Source organism: Candidatus Curtissbacteria bacterium (genome assembly GCA_024654445.1).
Classification (GTDB): Bacteria; Patescibacteriota; Microgenomatia; order Curtissbacterales; family GWA2-41-24; genus JANLHP01.
In genome coordinates, this window is sequence record JANLHP010000033.1 from 1 (window position 1) to 22,756 (window position 22,756).

The 22,756-nt window shown below is 42.7% G+C and carries 21 protein-coding genes and 2 tRNA genes; 3 read left to right on the forward strand and 20 right to left on the reverse strand.

Annotated elements, in window-relative coordinates; genetic code table 11:
* Positions 1–150 precede the first annotated feature (150 nt).
* The 8 genes from NUV69_05780 to NUV69_05815 all read right to left on the reverse strand — a co-directional run bounded on the left by NUV69_05780 (position 151) and on the right by NUV69_05815 (position 8,522).
* On the reverse strand, positions 151–1,128 hold the full coding sequence (locus NUV69_05780; protein MCR4325162.1) for a CAP domain-containing protein: 978 nt from the start codon (positions 1,126–1,128) through the stop codon (positions 151–153).
* Positions 1,129–1,298: 170 nt separating this feature from the next.
* The gene (locus NUV69_05785) at positions 1,299–2,444 is read right to left on the reverse strand and encodes a hypothetical protein (GenBank protein MCR4325163.1); all 1,146 of its coding nucleotides are present in this window, start codon (positions 2,442–2,444) and stop codon (positions 1,299–1,301) included.
* A 472-nt stretch (positions 2,445–2,916) separates the two neighbouring features.
* Positions 2,917–3,378, reverse strand: coding sequence for a nucleoside-diphosphate kinase (ndk, locus tag NUV69_05790; GenBank protein MCR4325164.1), 462 nt, complete (start codon positions 3,376–3,378; stop codon positions 2,917–2,919).
* 96 nt (positions 3,379–3,474) lie between these two features.
* Positions 3,475–4,752 carry an insulinase family protein gene (locus NUV69_05795; protein ID MCR4325165.1) on the reverse strand — a complete coding sequence of 426 codons (1,278 nt, stop codon included), beginning with the start codon at positions 4,750–4,752 and terminating at the stop codon, positions 3,475–3,477.
* A 105-nt stretch (positions 4,753–4,857) separates the two neighbouring features.
* Positions 4,858–5,682, reverse strand: a complete 825-nt coding sequence (locus NUV69_05800) for a hypothetical protein (protein ID MCR4325166.1) — start codon at positions 5,680–5,682, stop codon at positions 4,858–4,860.
* Complete coding sequence (gene argS / locus NUV69_05805; protein MCR4325167.1) at positions 5,682–7,280, reverse strand: arginine--tRNA ligase; 1,599 nt, start codon at positions 7,278–7,280, stop codon at positions 5,682–5,684. The genes NUV69_05800 and argS overlap by 1 nt, the downstream gene beginning before the upstream one ends.
* Before the next feature lie 141 nt (positions 7,281–7,421).
* A complete protein-coding gene (locus NUV69_05810; GenBank protein ID MCR4325168.1) occupies positions 7,422–8,024 on the reverse strand; it encodes a ComEA family DNA-binding protein in 603 nt (200 codons plus the stop codon).
* 51 nt (positions 8,025–8,075) lie between these two features.
* Positions 8,076–8,522, reverse strand: a complete 447-nt coding sequence (locus NUV69_05815) for a hypothetical protein (GenBank protein MCR4325169.1) — start codon at positions 8,520–8,522, stop codon at positions 8,076–8,078.
* Between the two features lie 46 nt (positions 8,523–8,568).
* Here NUV69_05815 and NUV69_05820 point away from each other — a divergent pair, with 46 nt between their 5' ends.
* Positions 8,569–9,018 (forward strand): hypothetical protein, encoded by a 450-nt coding sequence (locus NUV69_05820; GenBank protein MCR4325170.1) that lies wholly within the window; start codon positions 8,569–8,571, stop codon positions 9,016–9,018.
* Here NUV69_05820 and NUV69_05825 read toward each other — a convergent pair.
* The 12 genes from NUV69_05825 to NUV69_05880 form a co-directional block, all read right to left on the reverse strand.
* Positions 9,015–9,560, reverse strand: coding sequence for a hypothetical protein (locus tag NUV69_05825; protein MCR4325171.1), 546 nt, complete (start codon positions 9,558–9,560; stop codon positions 9,015–9,017). The two genes, NUV69_05820 and NUV69_05825, sit on opposite strands and share 4 nt — an antisense overlap.
* A gap of 13 nt (positions 9,561–9,573) precedes the next feature.
* Complete coding sequence (locus NUV69_05830) at positions 9,574–9,822, reverse strand: hypothetical protein (protein ID MCR4325172.1); 249 nt, start codon at positions 9,820–9,822, stop codon at positions 9,574–9,576.
* Between the two features lie 90 nt (positions 9,823–9,912).
* Complete coding sequence (gene atpD, locus NUV69_05835; protein MCR4325173.1) at positions 9,913–11,310, reverse strand: F0F1 ATP synthase subunit beta; 1,398 nt, start codon at positions 11,308–11,310, stop codon at positions 9,913–9,915.
* 273 nt (positions 11,311–11,583) lie between these two features.
* On the reverse strand, positions 11,584–12,447 hold the full coding sequence (locus tag NUV69_05840) for a F0F1 ATP synthase subunit gamma (protein MCR4325174.1): 864 nt from the start codon (positions 12,445–12,447) through the stop codon (positions 11,584–11,586).
* Complete coding sequence (locus tag NUV69_05845; GenBank protein ID MCR4325175.1) at positions 12,426–13,949, reverse strand: hypothetical protein; 1,524 nt, start codon at positions 13,947–13,949, stop codon at positions 12,426–12,428. Before NUV69_05845 ends, NUV69_05840 begins: the two co-directional genes overlap by 22 nt.
* 27 nt (positions 13,950–13,976) lie before the next feature.
* The gene (locus NUV69_05850; protein MCR4325176.1) at positions 13,977–14,339 is read right to left on the reverse strand and encodes a F0F1 ATP synthase subunit delta; all 363 of its coding nucleotides are present in this window, start codon (positions 14,337–14,339) and stop codon (positions 13,977–13,979) included.
* Positions 14,332–14,922: a hypothetical protein gene (locus NUV69_05855; GenBank protein ID MCR4325177.1), complete on the reverse strand. Its 591-nt coding sequence runs from the start codon at positions 14,920–14,922 to the stop codon at positions 14,332–14,334. Before NUV69_05855 ends, NUV69_05850 begins: the two co-directional genes overlap by 8 nt.
* Before the next feature lie 171 nt (positions 14,923–15,093).
* Positions 15,094–15,870: a hypothetical protein gene (locus NUV69_05860; GenBank protein MCR4325178.1), complete on the reverse strand. Its 777-nt coding sequence runs from the start codon at positions 15,868–15,870 to the stop codon at positions 15,094–15,096.
* Between the two features lie 172 nt (positions 15,871–16,042).
* Positions 16,043–18,481, reverse strand: coding sequence for a leucine--tRNA ligase (gene leuS / locus NUV69_05865; protein MCR4325179.1), 2,439 nt, complete (start codon positions 18,479–18,481; stop codon positions 16,043–16,045).
* A 749-nt stretch (positions 18,482–19,230) separates the two neighbouring features.
* Positions 19,231–19,301, reverse strand: a tRNA-Ala gene (locus tag NUV69_05870).
* A gap of 18 nt (positions 19,302–19,319) precedes the next feature.
* Positions 19,320–19,568, reverse strand: a complete 249-nt coding sequence (locus NUV69_05875; protein ID MCR4325180.1) for a GIY-YIG nuclease family protein — start codon at positions 19,566–19,568, stop codon at positions 19,320–19,322.
* An 87-nt stretch (positions 19,569–19,655) separates the two neighbouring features.
* Positions 19,656–19,730, reverse strand: a tRNA-Ala gene (locus tag NUV69_05880).
* Positions 19,731–20,068: 338 nt separating this feature from the next.
* On the opposite strand from NUV69_05880, the gene NUV69_05885 reads away from it, so the two are divergent.
* Entirely contained in the window at positions 20,069–20,491 is a 423-nt protein-coding gene (locus NUV69_05885) for a hypothetical protein (GenBank protein ID MCR4325181.1), read from the forward strand.
* Positions 20,492–20,603: 112 nt separating this feature from the next.
* On the forward strand, positions 20,604–22,756 hold a 2,153-nt coding region (locus NUV69_05890; GenBank protein MCR4325182.1), incomplete at its 3' end, for a hypothetical protein.

Sequence of the window (22,756 nt, forward strand, 5' to 3'; positions counted from 1 at the left end):
GCTGAAGCGAAATTGAAAAGCTGCATAGCCGCCAACAGCAAAAGCCAAAATTAAAATTGAATGTAAAACTGTGTCTAATAATCGCATATTGTTAATTGTTAATATTATCAAGGTCTCTCCTTAACAAGGATGAGACCTCCTCCTCGTATCCTACAGTATCGCCCCACCAACAGCATACCAAACAACAATCAAGACAAAACCTAAGAGCATTAGGTGCGCTAAAATACCGCTTCTTAAGCTCACATGCGCTCTTTGAAGCGTGACAACAACCTCAAGAACCAATAGCGCGAATATAAAACCTACTAACCCCAAGGAGACTCCTTTGGCAATTGAAAATTGACGGCTCGCGAGAACCGTTGCCTGACTGTTCCCGACAGCCAGCGCGGAATCACGAACATTGGCAACCGCAACAGGCGAAGGTAGTGGCGAAGGAGACACGCTCGGCAGAGTCTTGGAAGCAGCAGGGACAGGCGTAGCCCTCTCCTGGGCAACAGGCGCTGTGGGTGCAACCTGCGATACACTCGCCCCAAACATTTGCACAACCAAAGATCCTTCCTTGTCTCCGAGCTTGCCGTTTGTTACCGCGACTCCGATTTCCTTGAAGTTTCGGTCGAGTATATTATTTCTATGAGAAGGTGAGTTCATCCACGCTTCGACTGTCGAGCTGGCGCTCGAAAAATCCCGAGCCAAGTTTTCCCCCGCAAAGACGTATTTATACCCCGCACCGCTAATAAAAAACCATGGAGTTACCCCAGTCGGTGAATTGTGAGCCCAGTAATCGTTAGCGTGCATATCAACCGCCTTCTGAGCCGCGGCACTAGCAAGTAGCGGATTGTATGTCAGGGCGCCTACACCATTTTCCTGTCGCCGCAGGTTCGTCAGAGCGATTATCTCGTCGGCGCTAAAATTTGCCGTACCCAGTATCTGAGGCGCCTTAATTTGCACAATAAAAAGGCCTACCGTAAAAAAAAGCAGAATTTGCAAATATACAAAAAGCGCGCCCAGAGAAACACCATGTGCCCTGTGATGAATTTGGTCATGGCTGGTCAAACCGCCGTCACGCTCAACAACTCCCGGCTCAACGAAGTAATGTGGTAAGAAATGATGAGAAATCTTTCTGTGAATCATACTCCAGTATGTAAAAGAACTAAGTTCAGAGTCAAGACAAAAGGGTTCATTAATTCTTAATTTCTAATTTGTAATTTCTAAGCAAATCCTAATGTCTTAATTTAAAAATTTAAAATTAATTTATTGACTAAAAATTGAAAATTGTAAATTAAAAATTCTTGCTATTAATTTCACACACCAATATCAAAGTTAACAACCGCTCTTCTTTTTGTGACCTTAACATTTTCAAATTTTGCTAGAATCTTCGGCGTCTTGCCTGAGGTTTCAACCTGAACAGTGTAGTTACCTGCTGACATAAGCAAAAAGTACCTCCCCAAATGGTCGCTCGTTGTATGTCCCAGGCTAATATTCTGTGGCATCCTTATCGCGTTAATGTTTACATTGCCAATAGGCTTGCCGCTCGCCTTATCAAAAATAGTCCCCCAAAGCTTATTTGGAAAATAACTCTCCCAGAAAAGAAGGCTCGCGCCAAAAATAATCAACAACAACAAGTTCTGGCCTGTAGGGAAAAGAATGTAGACACCGAGCGCGCAAAAAATTCCGATTATTAAAATTATCACTCTCACCCTCTGCTTTAGGACACCTGCTAGTCCCTTTTTCGCTCCAGGCTTGTTCTCTTGATTCCAATCGTAAGAAACCGGATCCATAGGAATATTCAAATTGGTGATATAAGGGTCTTCAACTTCGAATACTTCGCCATGGTAGACATTTTCAAATTTACCGTCAAAGAGTCCCTTTACCTTTTTTGAAGGAAAAAGGTAGTGCGTTTTTTCTGACACGATTACGTATCTTCCAGGCGTTACTAAAAAACCGAATCTTCCGTCTATGTCGGTAATTCTCGTTTGTTTGAACTCTCCCACCCCACTTTCGTAAGTAGCGATCGTGACCAGCGCAGGGTCTATCGGAAGCTTGGTAACCGAATCGTAAACTAGTCCCCATGGCCTTGCCTCTTCCTCGCTCCTTCTGAAAAAACGCATGAAGGGAAAAATAAGGCCGAACACAACTTTGGGCACATCCCCCGCCCGCTTGACTTGCGAGAATGCGGAAGAAAGAATCAACAAAACGACGAAAAAGGCGCAAACTGCTCCCAAAATTTGAGCCAATTTTGCAACCGACGAAACAATGTCACTGCTTCGAAACACGCTTGTGGCCTCAAAAAAAGATCCATGTTTCAAAGAATCCGCGTAAAAATTGAAAACAAATAAAATCTGCGCGTTGAGTGGATCAATCCAAGAAATAATCGCAGCCAAATGGAAAGAAGAAAAAAATAAAAATGCCAGAAGAATTAAGGCAATGGCAAAAGTTAACTTGCGCATTTTAAAAAACTTGATAGGACTTGGTGAGTCAACCATTAAGAGTCTCCATCTGTCATTCTACGATACTCTTAAAGTTTAAGGCCCGCGGTTCTGCAAATGCAGAACGAGGACCGCAAGCTTTGCTTACAAGAGCCAGCGAAAAACGTTCAAGGTGAGATCCTTGAATCTAAAATAAACCCGAAATCCGAAGCACGAAATCCAAAACGAATTCAAATGACCAAAATTTTTAAAATTCTAAAATGTTTTAGAGCATTCCAAAATTTGAATTTTGATATTGTTTCGAGTTTCGATATTCGATATTCGAATTTTTTAATCACGGTCTCCTCCTTGAACTTTTTAGGTTTAAGGTAGGGCACCTCTTCGAGTCTGAGCTTGAGAGCTTTTCCCTCAGAGTCGAAGACTTTCGATGACTCCCTCCAAAGGCGGGCAGGCAAAGATGCCACCTTAAACCACAACGATCTTACAATTAGATTTACTTTTCGTCTGAAGCGTAAATATACGGAGCAATGGTCCTATCCCAATCAAAAACTTCCCCATCCTTAAAAAACCTTGCTTCTTCCTCTTTTGCCGATTCTTCACTGTCAGAAACATGGACAATATTCGCGCTCGTACTCATCGAAAAATCAGCTCTGATCGTTCCAATGTCCGCGTCCCTACCATTTGTTGCTCCGGCCATTTTCCTAACGACGGAAACCGCGTCAACGCCTTCGAGAATCATTCCAACTAAAGGCGAAGACATCATAAAACTCTTCAAGTCCGCGAAAAACGGTTTATCTTTGTGGTGTGAATAGTGCTCTTCTATTAAGGCTTCAGACGCAGAAATCATCTTAAGAGCGACTATCTTAAGACCCTTTTTCTCAAATCTTTGAATAATTTCGCCAATTAAGCCTCTCTGCAATGCGTCCGGTTTCAAAAGTACAACAGTTTTTTGCATGTTAAAAGAGTATCATGAGCAACAAGAGGATCACAAGTATCACGAGCCTTCTCTAAAACTCTTGGTACCCGTGGTACTCTGACTACTCTCGATACTCTAAACTTTAAGTATCTTCTCAAAGCCTACTGGGTCCTTATAAGGACCAATCACAGCCAAATTAAGGTTCGAGTTGCTGACCATAAATTGCGCCACTCTCTGCACGTCTTCCGCCGCAACCGCGTCAATATTCTTTAGATACTCGTCCATCGTCCTGATTCTGCCTTCCAAAAGTTCATCTGAGCCGTAAGAAACAGCAACGGTTCTTGAGTCTTCAAATGAAAGTACCGCCCTACCCTTCATATACTCTTTAGCTTTTTTCAACTCTTTATCAGAAACCTTGACGTTTGCAATCTGATTGAATTCGGAAAGTATGACCGATATCGCGTCTTTAATCCTCTTTAGGTCCACACCAGCTGAAGCTGCCAACGTTCCTGTGTCAAGATAACTCTCGTGGTCAGCTCGCACGTAGTAAGCAAGGCCTCGTTTTTCCCTAACATTTACAAACAACCTCGAAGACATTCCTCCTCCAAGAATCGAGCCTAAAACACCCGCGTTATATCTATCCGGATGTCCCATTTTTAGACCACGAAAACCAACCACAAAGTGCGCTTGATCGGTCTTTTTATAAGCAACCTTAAGCTTCGGTTTTTTTTGATTTTCCGAAACCGGCAAGAAAGTTTCAACCGGGTGCGGCTTGTGATGCCCGAAGTGCTTTTCCAGAAGTTCTTTTGTCTCTTTAGTATTGAAGTCGCCCGCGATCGCGATAACCATGTTGTTTGGAACGTACCTAGCTTCTATGTAATCCAGAAAGTTTTTCTTCTTCATCTTGCGAATAACTTCTTTTTGGCCCCCTATTTCCCAACCTAGGGGCTGATCTCCCCACATTACTTCTTCGTAGACTTCAGCGACTTTCCTCATCGGGGTGTCCTCGTACATGTTGAGCTCTTCAATAATTACCCCTCTTTCCTTTTCGATTTCTTCAGGATCAAACTTCGAGTTCCAGAGCATGTCAGAAAGCATGTCTAAAAGCAGGGGCAAGTGTTGAGAAGCACTCTTTATGTGATAAGCGGTAATTTCCTTGCCCGTAAACGCGTTGTAGTCGGCACCAATTTCATCGAGCGCGTGCGAAATGTCTGCAGCAGTTGGCCGCTTGTTCGTCCCCTTAAAAAACATGTGCTCTAAAAAGTGGGAAATTCCGTTAGTTTGTTTAGTCTCATATCTGCTTCCTGCCCCGGCAAGAATAATCGCGGTTACCGACCTAAAAGCAGGCAAAGGCGCAAGAACAACTCGCAGCCCGTTTTTTAGCGTAATTTTTTCAAAATGATTGTTACTCATTAGTTTCTAATTTCTAATTCTTAATTTTTAATCAATTCTTTAATGTTTAACTAATTAATATTTGAAACATTCATTAGAAATTAGAAATTTTAAATTAAAAATTAGTTATCTGATCTCTACATCTTCAACATCCCAACTGTAGTCGCTATAGACCGTCAGGATACTAAAACGAGGCCCTTGAAAGTTGCGTTCACTCGCAACAGCCCCGATGGTGGTGATTCTAACAGAACCGTCTGGAGATTTAAACTTTGCAAAGAAGTGCAAATCCCCCGTAAACAATCCGCTCACCTTTCTTTCCTCTAAGAGTCCTGTCAAGTTTTGGGCTTGCGAAGCAACGACCGCACTGTCCGCGCCCATGATATGCGCACTGCTCGGGTGAAATGGCGTTTTGTGCACAAATACCAGCTTCAACTTCTCGTCACCAGAAAGCGCGTCCGACAAAACCTTCCAGTCACTTTCACTAATACCTTTATATATATCACTATTATCCAGTAGAACAATCCTAACCCCATTTTTGTCCAAAACTTGCGTTGGCTCCCCGAAGACTTGCTCAAAATTTGATGTCGCTTCTTCACCTCTATTCCTACTATCCCAATCATCGTGGTCTCCTGAAAGAACAAAATACTCCAACTTTGAATTATCAAATACTTGCTTAACCGCAGACAAATCATCGAGCGTCCCAACTTGTGTCCAGTCTCCAAGTCCAATAACAGAATTAATACCAATACCCTGTGCTTGCGCCAGAGCTCTCCCAAGCAAATCGTTTTCTCCACCAGAATCTGTAACTAGCGCTACTCTTAAAATTGGGGTCTTCTGCTCACGGACGAGCCCACTAATATTGTCTTTCGCATCGTATGGCAGTGGCCCAGCCAGCGTGTACCCCAAAACAATGGATATAACAACGAGTACAAAAAGCAGTACTTTTTTCATTACATTTTTTCGGGGGCAGAAACTCCGAGAAGTCCCAGGGTATTCCCTAGGGCAATTTTAGCAGACTTAACTAGATCAATACGTGCGTTTTGTAGATCACTATCTTTACTAATAACCGGACAATTCTCGTAGAATTTATGAAAGCTGTCGGCAAGTTCCATCGCATACGCGGTTAATCTGTGGACCGCGAAGCTTCTCGAAATCTCATCCACAAGCTTCGGCAGCTTCGCTATCTGCCTAATCAAATTCAGTTCGTAGTTTGTAGTCAATAGCTCATAGTCTACTCCCCCCCCTGTCATTCTGGCTTGTCCAGAATCTAATCGGGTTGCTTTATCTATAATCGACGCGATTCTGGCGTGCGCGTATTGAACGTAATAAACTGGATTTTCCCTAGATTTTTTAGAAGCTAAATCTAAATCAAAATCAATCGGAGAATTCGCGTCGTGCATGAGGATAAAAAATCTCAAAGCGTCAGGCCCGATTTCATCCAAAACTTCTCTTGCAGTCACAAAAGTACCCGACCTTTTGGACATCTTAACTAGTTTTCCTCCGCGCTTAAACCTAACCCATTGATACAAGATTACGTGGAACCTAGAAACATCGTAGCCCAGCGCAGATATTGCAGCCTTCAGCCTAGGAACGTGCCCGTGGTGGTTACTTCCCATCACATCGGCGACTAAATCCGCTCCGCCTTCAAATTTTATGTTGTGATAAGCAATATCGTTTGCAAAGTAAGTGTATGAACCGTCCGATTTTTTAACAACCGTTTCCCTGTCCTTCAAAAACTCATCACTAGGCGCAAACCAGATTGCACCATCCTTTTCCTTTAAGAACCTTTTGACCTTCTCCAATACTTCTTGTGTAGCTCCGTTCTTCAAAAGATCACTCTCGGTATAATATTCATCGAAGTCAATTCCCATTGCGCGAGTATCCTCTTTAATCTCATCAAAAATCAGCTCCACCGCCTTTTTGCCCGCTTCTTGGCTACTTTTGACGTCTCCGACTTTTTCCGCAAGTTCTTCTATGTACTTGCCTTTATATTCCTGGTCCTCTAGTTTCTTACCTTTTTGAATATTGAGAATCGACTCTCCCAGCTTCTCAATTTGTCCACCCACATCATTGTGGTAGTATTCTCGCAACACTTCATAGCCGTTAAACTCCAAGATCAAAGCAAGAACATCCCCTATCGGCCCTCCTCTCGCATTTCCAAAGTGGAGAGGCCCAGTCGGGTTGGCAGAAATAAACTCCACACGCGCCTTTTTACCTTCACCCGACTTGTTTGATCCGTATGCTTGGTTTTGTTCTAATACGTCTGCTACCTGTTTTTGCCAAACCTCTGGTTTTAAGAAGAAATTTATAAATCCCGGCTCTTTAACTTCTAGTTTAAGAACGTAGCTTTGATTCTTCAAACTATCGGTTAAAATCTTCGCAGTCTCCATCGGCGATTGCGAAAGGCCGTGGCTAATTTTCAATGCCAAATTTGTAGAAAAATCCCCAAAATCTGGGTTGTCATTCCTTGTTACTTCAACATCCCCTACTTCAGCTCCTAGCTTTTTAACAGCTTCAGCAAGGTCCTTTTTAATTTGATCCCGAGTCATGAATAAAGTATACATCAGATTCTCTTGATGCTTCCGTCCTTTTGTACTTCGAGCTTGATCGTCTCTTCTTGATCATTTCTTAACACATTAACTTTATGCAAAGACAACAAGTCCATCACTTCTTTGTGTGGATGACCATAGTTATTCTGTCCAAGTTGAATAATTGCTATTTGTGGGCTGATCTTTGATTTTTTCGAAGACACTACTGCTTACTGCTTTTTTGGTTTTTAAGTCTTCTAAAGTGCTGTAGGGGCGCGAGGCGATAATTTTTTGGGCGGTCACCGGACCAATACCCGGAAGCCCGTCCAGTTGTCCCTCTGTCGCATCATTAATGCTGATCAAACTACTCAATGTGCTTGTACCTCTCACACTTTGACTCTCTGACTCTCCCGCTCTTGCAACTAATATCTTCTGCCCATCTGTGACCTTCGATGCCAAATTAACTTTAGCCATATCGGCGTCCTCACTCAGTCCGCCAGCAGCCAATACTGCATCCTTAGTTCTGGAATTTGTCGGCAGCTCATAAACACCCGGATTGTTAACCGCACCGTCTACGTGCACAACGATTTTTTCGCTTACAACCTCAGCATCAGCAGAGACAATTTTAATATCGGTGGAAGAAGATTGACCTCGAAGGAATGCAAACAAACCAATTGTGAGCAGAATGACTCCGAAGAGAAAGACTAAAGAAAAAACGAGAGTAGACTTGTTTTTATATTGTTCGTAAATTTCTGCAACAGCCATGGCCGAGCAGATTGAGAAATTATATACCCTGTTGCAAGTAGTCTAGGAAAATTAAATTTTTACTCGACTTTGAAGAATTGCGTGCCTGTATTCTTTCAGCCACTTTTTAAAAGCGACCGTTAAATCCTCTGCCCCTCTCTGGGCAAGTTCACGATTGACCACTCCACCGTGATGGGGGTGTTTAAACATTCTTTTGTTAAAGCTGGAAAATCCGTGCGCGTAATGACAAAGTTCGTGCGCTATAGTATATCTTACTATATCAACGGGCATGTCTTCTCTGGCAAACATCGAAGTAACTGTGACAACACTTTTCGCCGGCTCTTTAGGCTTTCCAAGTATTCTTCGCATACCTCGTGGTTTAAAAAGTTTAATCGAACCAAATCGATACTTCGCCTCCCTGCCAAATCTGATTTCAATCGGGTTAGTAATTTTTACATCTGAAAAATAATTCTTAAGAAGAAAGTCCAGTTGTTCTTGAAGCCACTCGTTGTCTCTCATGTGTGTGAATTGGATTATATGTAAGCAAAATGTATAATTCAAGCAAATGTCAGAGGCAACAGATCAGCAAGAAGAAGCCATAAACCCAGACGAACAATATAAAGCAGTAAACATAGGTGCCAAAAGTGCTATGGATGAAGCAAAAATGTGGCTCAACTTCAGTTCAGATGCCGAAGACCTCATTACGTTTTCCTTGATGGACGTTATTTCTACTGATCCCGGAGCAGAAGTCTCAGACGAAGTTAAAAAAAGAATAGAAAGCGAAAGGCTTAATTTTATCCAAAAAAATTTAAAAGACAATCCTAATCTCTTAAAAATCCAGTCTCTCACCGATCAACTGGCCGGAAAGATTAATGATCTTTTTAGTCACAAGCACACACCTGAAACTATTAAGAAGAATCGAGTACCGCTCAGAGACATTGATGTTTTAAGCGAGCAATTGGAAATAAATTTAGGCACATTACCTCGTCCCCTAATTGCTTCCGAGCAAGGTTAATGCGTTTCTACGCTGAAGTTTGAGGAGTGGGAAAAATAAGGAGTCCCGTCCTTAACAAATCCATACCAAGTGCTTTTCTCTTTATGACCCTCAGGATCCGGACCCTCAACTTTTAGTGCCAGATCAACCTTGTCACCTTTTTGCAATTTGCCTCTTTCCGAATTAACAGAAGATTCGGTCGAAGGAACATTCCTAAGTTTGGCGTCGTCGACTTCACAAATTAAATCCCTGACAATCCTTTCTTCCGGTGGGTTTTCCAGCTCCTTCTTCAAGTCCTTTTGGGCATCAGTTAAAGAAATCGCTCCAACCTTTTCGCCGATATTTCTCGAGCCCTCTGCGATTGGCCTAGCGACACCCGGATCCTTTGAAACTTGGTGAAGTCCAAAGCCAAATGCGCTCAAGGCTGTTACAACACCCAACGCTTGGAGCGTTCGCCGCAGTCTGCTTGCGCGTCTTTGCGGACTTAAAGCATCCCCGCGAGCCGGATGCTTCGCGCTCAATACTTCTTGTGAAACTGAAGGTGGTTCTTTTCCTTCTGACATGTTTTTAATATACCTAAATACCTACAAAAACGCTAACTACGTTCCCCGTTACCTCTAAAAGCCCTCGCTCGAATTTAAATTCCAAATCGTCTCCGTCATGAACAATAACTTTATCCGAAATGAGTGAAATAAAATTTTCATGCATCGGCAAAATGTCAAAAGGGCCAACCTTGTTAAAGCCAGAAACAGCCGTCGCCTTACCGTCGTAAAGTGGCCCGGAAGCGGAAACAATTTTGACTTTCAGTTCTTGTACATTTGTCATCTTAGGCCCGCAGCTTGCGAGGACCGCAAGCTCTGCTTATTTTAGACCCGCAGATCTACATAGTAGATCAAGGATCGCAAGTAAATTTATTTACTTATCTAAGTCGGCAAGACTACCCACTCCTAAAAACGCCTCATCTTCATAGTGATCAAGTTTGCCTGTAATAATCCTGTAGACTTCTTCGACAGTCTGTTCACGATCAACGTACGTTCCATGTTTACCCGTAAACTCTTGAATAACGAAAAAGTTCTGAGTCATATAGTTTATTAATTTTTTAGCCCTATGGTAAACCAGTCTGTTTTCGGCTGATAACTCGCTGTCCCCAACAATAGAAACAATCCTTTCCAGCTCTTGCTGGAGTTTAAGAATTCTTTGCGCTTCCAAAGCCGTATCGTAGTGGAATTTTCCAACTAACGTTGGCTCAAGTATTGCTGAAGACGAGTTACTAAGGTCAATTGCAGGATATCTTCCTTCTTCCGCGATCTCACGCGACAAAATAACAACAGAATCAAGGTATGGAAAGGCGCTTTGCACTCCCTGATCGGTAATGTCGTCGGAAGGAACGTAGATCGCTTCAACCGAAGTAATCGACGCGTCCTTAGTCGAAGCTATCCTTTCCTGAAAAGCAGCCATTTCGCTGTCCAAAGTAGCCTGATAACCATCTTCCGAAGGAATCTGGTTCATTTGCGTCGCCAGCTCGTTTCCAGCCTGAACGAATCTGTAAACATTATCGACGAAAAAAAGCACGTCTTGCTTCATAACATCACGGAAATATTCCGCGATAGTCACAGCCGAAAATCCGACTCTGAAGCGAACGAAGGCGTTTTCGTTCATCTGCCCGAAAACAAGCGCTACGTTTTGAAGAACTTTGTTAAACTCCAAAAGGTCGTAAAGTTCCTTTCCCTCGCGACTACGCTCGCCTATACCCGAAAAAACAGATATACCCTTATGATATATTGCGATATTGTGAATAAGCTCGGTCAGTAGCACGGTTTTGCCAATCCCTGCTCCACCTATAAAACCAATTTTGCCTCCCCTCGCGACTGGCGCGAAAAAATCAACCGCTTTAATGCCAGTTTCAAAAACTACCTTTTTATTCGTAATTTGTGAATATTGCGGAGACAAACTATAGATAGGCGCCTTTATTTTTGTCTTGATTTCGCCCTTTTTATCAACCGGGTCACCAAAGACATTAATAATCCTGCCCAAAGTTTCGCGGCCGACAGGCACCTCGATCGTTTTACCACTATCAAAAACTCTTGCGCCTCGATATAAGCTGTATACGTCGCTCATCACAAAACAAACGATATTTCCGCTCGAAGAAACACCCACTACTTCCATTAAAGTGTTAGGGTCGTCTTCCAAAACCAGAATGTGATGTTCCTTAGGCTTCTCATCGAAAAACTCTACCTCACAAACCTGCCCGTTCACGGAGACTACACTACCCCAAACATCACTAGAATTTTCTTTAACTTCTGATTTTTTCATTTTGTCCTTTATATTTCGAGTCATTGCGAGAAATACAAGCTCTTATTTAAGGTGACATCCTTGCTTGCCCGCCTTCGAAGGGAGTCCTCGAAAGTCTTCGACTCTGAGGGACAAGCCCTCATCGCTCAGACTCGAAGAGGTGTCCTACCTTTAGGCCCGCAGACTTTTAGTCGAGGACCGCAAGGAATTTAAAAAATTCCTTAAATCTAAAAGTATTTCCCTAAGTATTTAAGGTCTCACCTTAAAGAAGGATGAGACCTTCCCCATGTTCCGTTACTTTTCCCATAAGCTCATACCCGCGAACATTGAAAGCATTTTATTGTTTTCTTGCTTTCTTTTGTTTTTAATCTCTTGCCTTCTGCTATTTTTTAATAATATATCTATCTTCTGTCCGGCTTCATCCATAAGTGTGGTCCGAGCAGAAAACCTGGCCAGCATTGAATCGAGCATCTTTTCCTTGAAAAAAGTTCCTATTATTTGACCCTCAAAAAATTTAAGAACATCGTAAGCTGAAGGTTCAAAAAGAAACTTTTTTGTGCGCGGCGCTACTTGATCTACTTTAGAACTTCCAGAAATATCATCTATCTGGGGAACTTGCCTTAAAACTGAAACAAAGCTGGGATAAACAACCAAAATCCTTTCGTACGAAGAAATATAGCGGACAACTGGTCCCAGGGACTGATCGCTCAGGCGATAATCATCCATAGCAAAAAAGTTGAAGTCAAAAATGGGCTTTTCCGATTCCGCGAGATACCTGCCAATATCTCCCAAAATAACTTTGTCACAATGCATTCGTGAAGCTACATCTCGATAAACTTTGTAGGATTGAAAAACAACATTACCCAGTAAGCCTTGATTGCCAGAAATTAAAACGACAACAGTTTTTCCGTTACGCTTAACGAGCGCAAGCTCTGCCTCCCGTCTCTTTTTATCACCAACGAGTGCCAAATGTTCAAAGTAAGCAGCTTTTGCTTCAAAATAAATCCGCGCTACACCATCTAAAAAGTCGCGCGTGCTAAGTACGTCGCGCCTGATCTGCTTCATTTTAGAAAGTGCCAGGTCTTCATACGTACCCGTTATTAAACGCAGCGAATAGAGCCGGCTTAAATCTGTTTTTAAGTCCTTTTTATACCGCATAATGCCTCCAGCGCGCCTTTGTTATCAAATACAACCTTTTCAAATCTTCGAATTGAACCTAAGTCAATACTAGTTTCAAGTTCTCGCGTCAGTTTATTAACTTCCCCCTTGACGTAGGCTTTGTAAATAACATCTTTGTGAGCTCTGATATCAGAAGGACCAAAACCATCCCAAAAGCTGGAAAATAACATTTGCACGAAAAGCAGTTGCAGAACCCGCGGAACAACAACATCTCCTCGTTGCTCAAGAATTGCCATCAGCTTTTCGCCCTCACTCAACGACTTCTGAGTCGATTCAAGAAGTTCAACACCAAATTTGGCAACGTCTTGAGCTTTACCGTAATCAAATAGAATGTCCCTGACCTTAAAAGAAATCTCCCGCTCAATCGTCTTCAGCGTTTGCCTTCCCACCCTGGTTACAGAAAGTCCAACGTTTATTGCTGGTCTCAAACCCGTTTGAAATGTGTCGACGTCGAAAAACAAATGACCATCTGTCATTGAAATCAAGTTCGTTGAGATATAACCTGTAAAATCACTCCCTACAGTCTCTACAACAGGCAGACATGTAATCGAAGCCGTTTTACCCTTAATCTTTAAAGTAAGAGTCTCGCTATCCGCGCTTTTTGAAGAAAGCATAAACCTTCCCGCCCTCTCCATAAGATGTGAATGCAAATAAAAAATATCCCCGGGATAACCGTCACGACCAGGCATTTTTTTAGAAAGAATAGAAAGCTCTCTGAAGTATTTTGCGTGTCTTGAGATTTCATCGAGTACCAAAAGCACGTCAAAACCCATATCCCTAAAGTACTCTGCTATAGAAAACGCGGTGAAAGGAGCAAGATAAATAAGACTAGTGGGAAGAGAAGCTGGCGCTGCCACAACAACTGATTTAGAAAAGGCGCCGAGTTTGGAAAGTCTGTCGACCACGGAGGCAAGATCGCTCTTCTTTTTACCTATAGAGGCGTAAACGCAAACTGTTCCCAGAGCCGTTTGTCTGGCAATTACCTGAAGCAAGAATGTCGTCTTACCCACTTTTTGATCACCAATAATCAACTGACGTTGACCCTTACCTAAAGGTAACAAAAGATCAACTAAGGTAACACCCGTCTCCAAATTCTGGTTAATCCTTACTCTATCGATGATAGGTGGAACAGTCGAATCAGGATATCGTTCCTCAGTGCTTGCCAACTTCCCGCGACCGTCTATTGGTTCCCCAAAAACATCGACAACCCTGCCCAAGCTATTTTTGGAAACCTTAACCTTGAAAGTTTCTTTTGTTCGCACAGCAGAAGAACCAATACTGACACTCTGACTATCGAGAAGAAGAACCCGCGTTTGTGTAGAAAGTATCGCGTTAACAATCCCAATTTGCCCAGTCTCGAAAACAATTTTCTCCCACACCTTAGCTCCCGGCAGTCCCTCACACATAACCAAAACGTTATTAGCAGAAACCACCCTGCCTACCTCTCCAACACTTTTTAAATAACTCTCAAAAGATGTCATGAAACTTTTGGTTTTGAAAATACAATTTTAGTTAGTTACGTTTCGACCCAGAACTTCCGTTGTGAGTCTCGAAGAAAGTGAAAAATCGCGGAAGTGATCATTTGCGATAATTTGAACACCACCAATTATTTTTCTATTGACTGAAAGGTCTATCAGGATATTTTCGCCCATTTCGCGGTCTAACCATTTCTTTACTTCTGACATGAATTTTTCGTCTGGCTCAAAACCAAGTGTCAGTGAGACAATTGTCCTGCCTGCCAAGTATTTTTTGAGTTCGCTCAACCTCTCACTAGTTTTTGACCTAGAAGTGCCCTGATCGGACAATACTCGCATAAAATCCTCAACCTCTTGCTTCGTGTTCATGGAATCGAGCTTTACGGTATCATTCATTATTCACCTCACCCTTATCAACGCTTTTACCCACGGCCGCGAAAATTCCTTCACCTTTTGCCCTCTCGAGAGCATCCCACACCAAATCTTCGTGCTCCTCAATCCTGATCGCCCGATTTAAAACCTCTTTTGATACATCTTCGACAATTTGCGCAACCTGTTCGTCAATCTTTTCCATCTGAGCTTTCTTGTACTCATCTATTTCCCCTTGAGCACCAGACAGAGATTTCTCTAAGATTCCTCTAATTTCTCTCGTTATCAAATCTTCCTGCTCAAGAGTATGCGTTGAAAGTGATTTAATCTGGGCTGATATTGCCTGCTTGAATTCGCGTGTGTGCTCACTTGCTTCTCTCTCCAGACTATCCTTATAGCCAGACAAGAGTTGCGATAGCCACTGTGTCGCGAGCTTCTCAACGTACTCATTTATACCCTCTTTAATACCCTCCTCTGCCCGAATACTGCCCTTGGTGATTCCAAGCATCTTAGAAACCCTAAAATAAAGAAAAAATCCGACAAAAATACCTAAGAGATTAAGTACCGCTAGCGTAGCTAAAAATATGTATAACAAAGTAAGAGTGTCCATGGACAGTTTAAAATAATTTTAAATTTAAAATTTCTAATTTTTAATCAATTTTTCAATGTTTTAATTTTGAAATTTTAGAATTAAGACATTCATTAAAAATTAAGAATTGAGAATTGAAAATTAATCTTATATTCACACAAAATATATTCGGGGTCAAATACAAAAGGAGTCTTAACCTAAAGCAATAATCGCGATGGAAATACCAAAGCCCGCGATTGTCAAAAGCGCGACAATCACACCATTAAAAATCATTCCGCCAATAATCGTTCTTCGAGCCAGCGGATTTCTGCCAATCGCCTCAAGCCCACCCCTCATAAACCTCAAGAAAGAAACAGAAGCAATAATAAATGTCACTATACCTATAAGAGCAGCAGCGATGGCTCGCAGCACAAGCGGGAAATTCTGAGTATCTTGCAAGCCAATCCTAAGAGAAGAAAGAAGTGACCCAAAGATTCCGCTGGCGTTTGTGCCTGGACTGTGATCGGTAATGTTAACCATAACCTCAATTTGCCCCACCTGACTCCCGTCACTATAAGAAGCAAGCGCTTTGCCCAAAACATACCCAGAAACAGTCGCTTTTTGACCTACGCCCGCAGTTGTGGAAGAAGTCACGAAGTCTCCTTCTTCAATATTTCCACCGCTTGTATTTACTCTCACTAACGCTCTCCCAGAAGAAAGCACTGGCGTCGTGTTCGCTGTCCTTTCTCCAACCGATATAACAGGGACGTTGACTTCTACACCAACCATATTCTCGTCATAAGCAGTCGCTGCCCTTCTTATGCCATCTGGGCCAACAGAGAGTATATCTCCAGCCGTAGCGTCACCATCCGCGATTTCCATATTCGTGACCGTTCCGCCAACCGAAAGCTGTGCCGAAACAACAACAGGAAAGACAAATAACACGGCCAAAACAGAGGCAAATATAAAAAAGCGTAAGGCTCTTCTCATATAGAACCACTATAACAAAATGGAATAAGAGTATCACGAGTATCAAAAGTACCACAGGTATCAGAAGATTAAATCCCTATCCGCTCTTTTCCATCAAGCGCGGACCAAGAAAAAAGCCAAGAAAAAAGGTGCCACCTTCAATAAGGTGGCACCTTAAACTTTCTCAGGGATTTTAAACTACGAAGTTGACTAGGCGGTCTTGAACGTATATCACTTTTCGGGGTGCTTTCTTGCCCAGATTTTTTTGCACATCGGCAAGCGAGAGCGCTAACTTTTCAGCCTCTTTCTGATTAATTCCAGCTTCAACTTGCACTTTATCGCGCACTCTGCCATTTATTTGCACAATTAAAGTAACCGTTTTTGCGCCAATTTGTGATTCGTCAAATTCTGGCCACTTTTCGTTATGGATGGAACTAAATTTCGGATTTCGAGTTTTGGATTTCGAGTTTCCGAAGAGATTTTGCCAAATCTCTTCGGTGATGTGTGGCGCAAAAGGCGCTAGCAATCTCAAGAACGTTTCGAATTCACTTTTATTTATAGAGTCTTTCTTCATTAAGTGGTTCAACCACTCCATTAATGTAGAAACCGCGGTATTAAACTTAATATCTTCAACGTCTTCTGTTACCTTTTTAATGGCCCTATTCATCATTCGTTTGTCCTCATCACTCATTTCAGCTTCTCCAACCGAATCTCCTAGTCTCCAAACCCTTTCCAAAAAGTGGTAGACACCTTTTATTCCAGAAGGATTCCAAGGCGCGACCAGATCGTAAGGACCCATAAACGCGAGGTACATTCGAACAGCATCGGCGCCGTATTTTTCTACCTGCTCGTCAGGATTAACAACATTTCCCTTCGATTTACTCATTCTGGAGCCATCTGGGCCTAGAATTACTCCATGGTGCACACGCTTCTGCGCGTACTCTTCGTAGCCCACCAAGCCTAAATCCTTGAAAAACTTAACGAAAAACCTCGAATAAAGCGTGTGGCCCACCGAATGTTCAGCACCCCCAAAGTAAATATCTACAGGCGTGAAATTTGAAACTACACCTTTGTCGAATATTTCCTTGTCATTTTTAGGATCTAAATACCTCAAAAAGTACCAGGCTGAATCAACAAAAGTATCCATCGTCTCCACTTCTCGCTTCGCTTCCTCGCCACAACTCGGGCACTTCACTTTTACCCAATCCTCAGCAGTTGCAAGCGGCGGCTTGCCGTGTGGTTGGTAATCAGAAATGTCAGGAAGCTCAACTGGTAAATCCTTTTCGCTTACGGGCACAATTCCACAATTGTCACAATAAATAATCGGTATGGGCGTTCCCCAATATCTCTGCCTCGAAACCGACCAATCATGAACGTGATAATTGACTTTAACCTCCGCCCACCCATTTTTCACCAAAAATTCGCTTATTTTCTCGTTTGCGATTTCCGGCGATGCCAAATCGTCAAATTGCCCTGAATTGACAATGTAACCTTCCTCAAGAACATCCTTTTCAGTCAAAACTTGTGACTGCTCACCCACTTTACTTCCGATTACCCTAATAACCTCAATGTCATATTCTTCGGCGAAGTGAAAATCACGAATATCCGAGCCTGGAACACCCATGACCGCGCCAGTACCATATGTACCGATTACGTAGTCACTTACCCACACTGGAACCTCTTTCCCGTTTACAGGGTTAATCACATACGAACCTGTGAACACTCCAGTTTTCTTTTTTTCCAGTGAAGTCCTCTCCAATTCTGATTTCCTTTGAGCTTGTTTGATATATTTATTTACTCGTTCTTCATATTTTGTAGTAGTTAATTTACTCAATAACGGGTGTTCAGGCGCGAGAACCATATAAGTTACGCCAAAAATAGTCTCCGGAAACTTCGTAAAGACCCGCACGCTAGCCTCGCCATCTTTCACTTTGAACTCAATTTCCAATCCCTTACTCTTCCCAATCCAATTATTTTGAGATTCGATTAAAGATCGTGGCCAGTCAGCCTGTGGAGGATCTTCCCAAAGCAGCCGTTCCGCGTAATCTGTAATCTTAAAAAACCATTGCTCTACTTCCTTCTGCACAACCTCCGCGCCACACCTCCAGCACTTTCCATTCTCTACGTTCTCGTTTGCAAGCACAGTTTGGTCAACTGGACACCAATTTGAAAGGATTTTGCCTCGATAAGCGAGGCCTTTTTCATACAATTTAAGGAAAATCCACTGATTCCACTTATAATATTCCGGCGAGCACGTAATTACTTCATAATCCCAGTCGTTTATGAGCCCCATAGTCGAAAATTGCGCCTTCATCTTCTCTATATTGCCAAATGTCCATTCTCGAGGGTGGATCTTCCATCTTATCGCCGCATTTTCAGCAGGCAAGCCAAACGCGTCAAACCCTACAGGTTCAAATACATTGTAGTCTTGCATTCTTTTCATTCTCGCCAAAATATCAGGCACAGAAAAAGCAAACCAATGACCCATGTGCAGGTCTCCAGAAGGATATGGAAGTTCAACCAAGAGATAATATTTAGGCTTCGAATCGTTTAGATTAACCTTGTAAAGACGATCCTTCGCCCACTGTTCCCGCCACTTCTTCTCAACCCTGGCTGGTTCGTATTTGTCCATAATTGCTAAAGTTTAGCATAAAACCAGATTCCACTAAAATCTAGCGAAGATTGAACGCTTTTAATACTCTTTAATGTGATTAACTAGTAATAAGATATAGCACACGTAAAGTAAAAAATGTATATTCTGGCGGTTTAGCTTGTGTAAATAGAGCGTGAAAATAAAACTATACCTGAGCTTTTTGATAACATTCGGCTTAACAAGTATAAATGAACACTAGTGGTCAACTTTAGGCACAAAATAAAAGAAAAAGCTGCAGTAACAGGCTAAAATAAACTTTAATTTCTATGTCAGTCAAGCCTGAACAATTGCTAATTTAGACTCAGAAGTTAATCGCAGGTTCACACAAATTAGACGTATTATTCAACCTTTTTACTAACTAAATACATCAATAGGTATAAATCTGTATAAATTGTGTGTGAAAACTCTTGCTTCAGCCGCTGAAGTTGTCTTAATCAAGGTTAATCAAGGTGGCACCTTGATCCTTACGCACTTTTTTGATTTATTAACTCTTTGTGCTAAGTAAAAACCCATAGTACTATTTTCTCACGTTTTTCCCAACTTTGGAAAAAATTACGCACAAATAAGCTCGGAAATCGGAAAGAATCGGCATTTAGGTAGTTGGAGCAACTTTTCTTCGAGAATACTTAGCCTAGCAGGCCCTCTATTCTTGCTGCCAAAGAGGGTTTATTGATGCAGTCTGATATTTAAAGCTTTCTTCCTTTACACGCGTAACTTGTGCCCGATAGTGGACCTACCGAGAATCGAACTCGGATCTGGGCAATGCGAATGCCCTGTTCTACCATTGAACCATAGGCCCTTATTTTATAAATTGAGGCTAAAGACTCGTTTCAATTAGCCTTTTGTTTCGAAAAGCAAAGCCTGACGAACTTTTCAAATATTTTTCGAAATCTGTGGCTAACTTTTGTGTTTTAAAAGCCGCATAAAATACAAGTCCGATAGGTTTAATTCTACTTGTAGTCTTAACTGCACCCTGAAAATGGCGTTTTGGCCTATTTTTTATATTCTTAGTAAAACCCGTGTAGTATTGACCGTTGATTAATTTTAAAACGTAGACGTAATACATTTTTGTCCCCACTTCACTAAAGTTTCGCGGGGCACACTCCTTACTTCTCGCCCCGAGTTTACCACGCATAGCTCGAAGAGCGAAGTGTGGTGGACCTGACGAGATTCGAACTCGCAACCCCCTCCATGCCATGGAGGTACGCTACCATTGCGCCACAGGCCCAAAGATTCAACACCGAGCTGAGCTAGTAATCAACTAGCCTTGCGTTCAGACCATAATTTTACCACTATCATGTGCCTCTTGTTCAACTCCGACCCTAACATCTAACGTTTAGACTAGTCAAATGGGCTAAAGTGACAAATGTGAGTGTTTGGCACTCAAGTTGTAAAAGTGCCAATTTGTGCGTGTATGTGGTTGGAATACTAAAAAGTTTTTTATACACCTTAACTATCACTAAGTAGATCACTTAAGGTATTGACAAGCGTATTTAAATCGTCTCTAATAGAAGTATACACGTTTCCCATCACAGGAATGCGCGGGAGAACACTAAAATAACTGCCATGCAAAACTCAACTGCCCTGACCTTTTTAAAAACTTCGCAAAAAGCGTTTTTTACGGTTGCCAAAACACTAAAAAATTGGGTCGAATTTTTCGGAAAAATTGATAAACTCGCAAAATCTCCTAAAAATGGGGCAATTTCAACAAACTCCGCAAAGAATGCCCTTTTAACACGAAGGGGGGAAATCAACAATATTGCCCTCCTAACCCCTTTTTCTGCAAAAAATGACGATTCAACCAAAATCCTGCCTTCTGGCAAAAAACCTCAAAGTCACCACCTCATAGTTTCTAACTTTTTACACAGACATCGAGAATTCAACGTTCTGCTAAACCAATCCCGGACAGCAACACAAGTAGCAGTAAATCGGCTATCTTGCCAAATATTGACCAAAAAGGTTACTCAATCCTTGGCTGTTCAGGCTTGACCAACCGTATTATTTATATTTAAATAGAAGTAAGAGGTGTTCTGTAACGGGAGATAGCGTGAAAATCTCCCAAAAGGGAATCGATTTAGGGCAGCTAGGCACAAGATACAAAATGCCTAGCCAAGTACAAAATAAATTCAAAGTTAATAAAAAAACTGATTCTTCCCTGCCTCCACAGGTAAATTCGCAGACCCAAGATTTAAATCCTGACACCCTTTTACCCACAGAAAAAATAATCAGGCTTGCATCAGTTTGGGGCGTTGATTTCGGCCCAGGAAACCCACAAGAACGCGTCCGCTATTTCATCAAGCTTGGTTTACTGCCCCACGCAGTTAGAAGAACAGCAAGAAGCAGCGACACTAGTGATGATCCCCTCCCGCCAAACCCAGTCGGTCACCTCCCCTATTGGACAGTTAAAAAGCTCCTTCAGATACATAAACTGAACACAGAAGGTCTTTCTTACCCTGAAATAGCACAAAAACTTCAAAAGATTGACGAGAGAGAAGAAAAGGCTGCCGAAAGACAAGCGCAGGCTTCAGGGTCTCACCCTGATCAGGGTGAGACCCTGACTCTACCCCAAGCAAACCTCGGTCTTCTTACCCAAATGGGGATGAGTCAGAAAGAAATAGAAGAAGAACTCGAAAAACATAAACAAAGCATAGAAGGAAGACTCCAGGAACACAAAAAAGAAATTCAGAAACTAACACAAGTACGACCGGCGCATTCTTCTAACCTCACTGAAACCGATCTAAACCGTATCAATAACTACCAAAAAGTACTCAAAACAGAACATGTTCGTTTTGGCCCAAGCATCCCCTTGCCTCAGCTTGACCTTAAACCAGAAATGGCCAAGACCCAAAACACGAGCAGCGCGGGGTCTGGGAAAGGAGGCAGCAACTACAAAATATTTACTGCCGCCTCCCTGACAGTTTTGGTCGCTCTGGCAACTGGCCTTGGAAGCATAAATATAACCCATATTAGAAACGCAATTAACGTTTACCAAAACAGCAAACAAGCAGCAAAAACAGCAAGCGTTGCACACACAAATACTTTAGACTCCCTCTCTTCTGTCCTTGCAGCATCAGATCCTGCAAATAGACTGTACATAGACGCAATAACAGAGGTTAAAGGAGAAACAACATTTCTTGATCCGATAACTGCCCCCAATATCGTCTATTCTGTAACCGGCGGAACCGGAATAACAGTAACAGCAGGTCAAAATCCGGTTGTCGCTCTTTCCGGAACCGTCGTCAATAGCGTCAACACAATATCAGGCCCTCTTACCATCTCAGGTTCAGGTTCAACTTCAATTTCCACATCGGGGTCAATAATCACAATCACCTCAACAGACAAGGATAGCGCGGAAGCAGATACACTCGCGACAGTTACAGGAAGAGGCGCGACAACAGGAACAGCGTCAACCTTCTCTGGAGGATTAACTCTGGGTGGGAATATTAATCTTTCAGATTCTGCAGCTGTTGTTAACCTTTCCAATGCGGGTACTCTCGCTTTTAAAGACGCGACCAATACTCTCTTCTCCATAATCGACCAGGGAGCATACGGCACAATCCGCCTTTCGGACAAAGGCTCAACCAATGATCCTGGAACTTGTACCGCGGGAGACATCTACTTCAACGGAACAGACGCGACAGTCAAAGCCTGTACCGCGACAAACACCTGGGAAGCTCTTGATGGCGCCGCTTCCGGTGACGTTGTTGGCCCTGCCTCCGCGACAGACAACGCGATAGCCCGCTTTGACAGCACGACGGGTAAACTAATCAAGAACAGCGGTGTCATAATCGATGATTCCAACAACATAACGGGTGTCGGTAACCTAACAGTAGGTGGTACCACAGGCCTTACTCTTTCAGGTGTAGGTGGCCAGATCACTTTCGCAAATGGTGAAACGATAGACAACGACCTTGACGGCACAATCGCAGTAACCGGTGCCCTAACAGTAAACGGTGCAACCAGCGCGGACATTACATCAACAACTACAACCGCGACAGTCTTCGACTCAACAGTCACTACTCTCTCCCTGGGTAGCGCGGCAACCACATTAAATCTTGGTGACGGAGCCGTAACAGGCACAATTGATATTGGAGGCGTAACAGCAGACGGAACCAGCACCATAAGGATAGCAACAGAGGGAACATCGGCAGACGTAATCACAATCGGCAACAGCAACGCGGCAACCACAGTCGCGATAACCGGAGGTGACGACTGGTCCGTAACCGCGGCAGGAGCAGCTACCTTTGCTTCGCT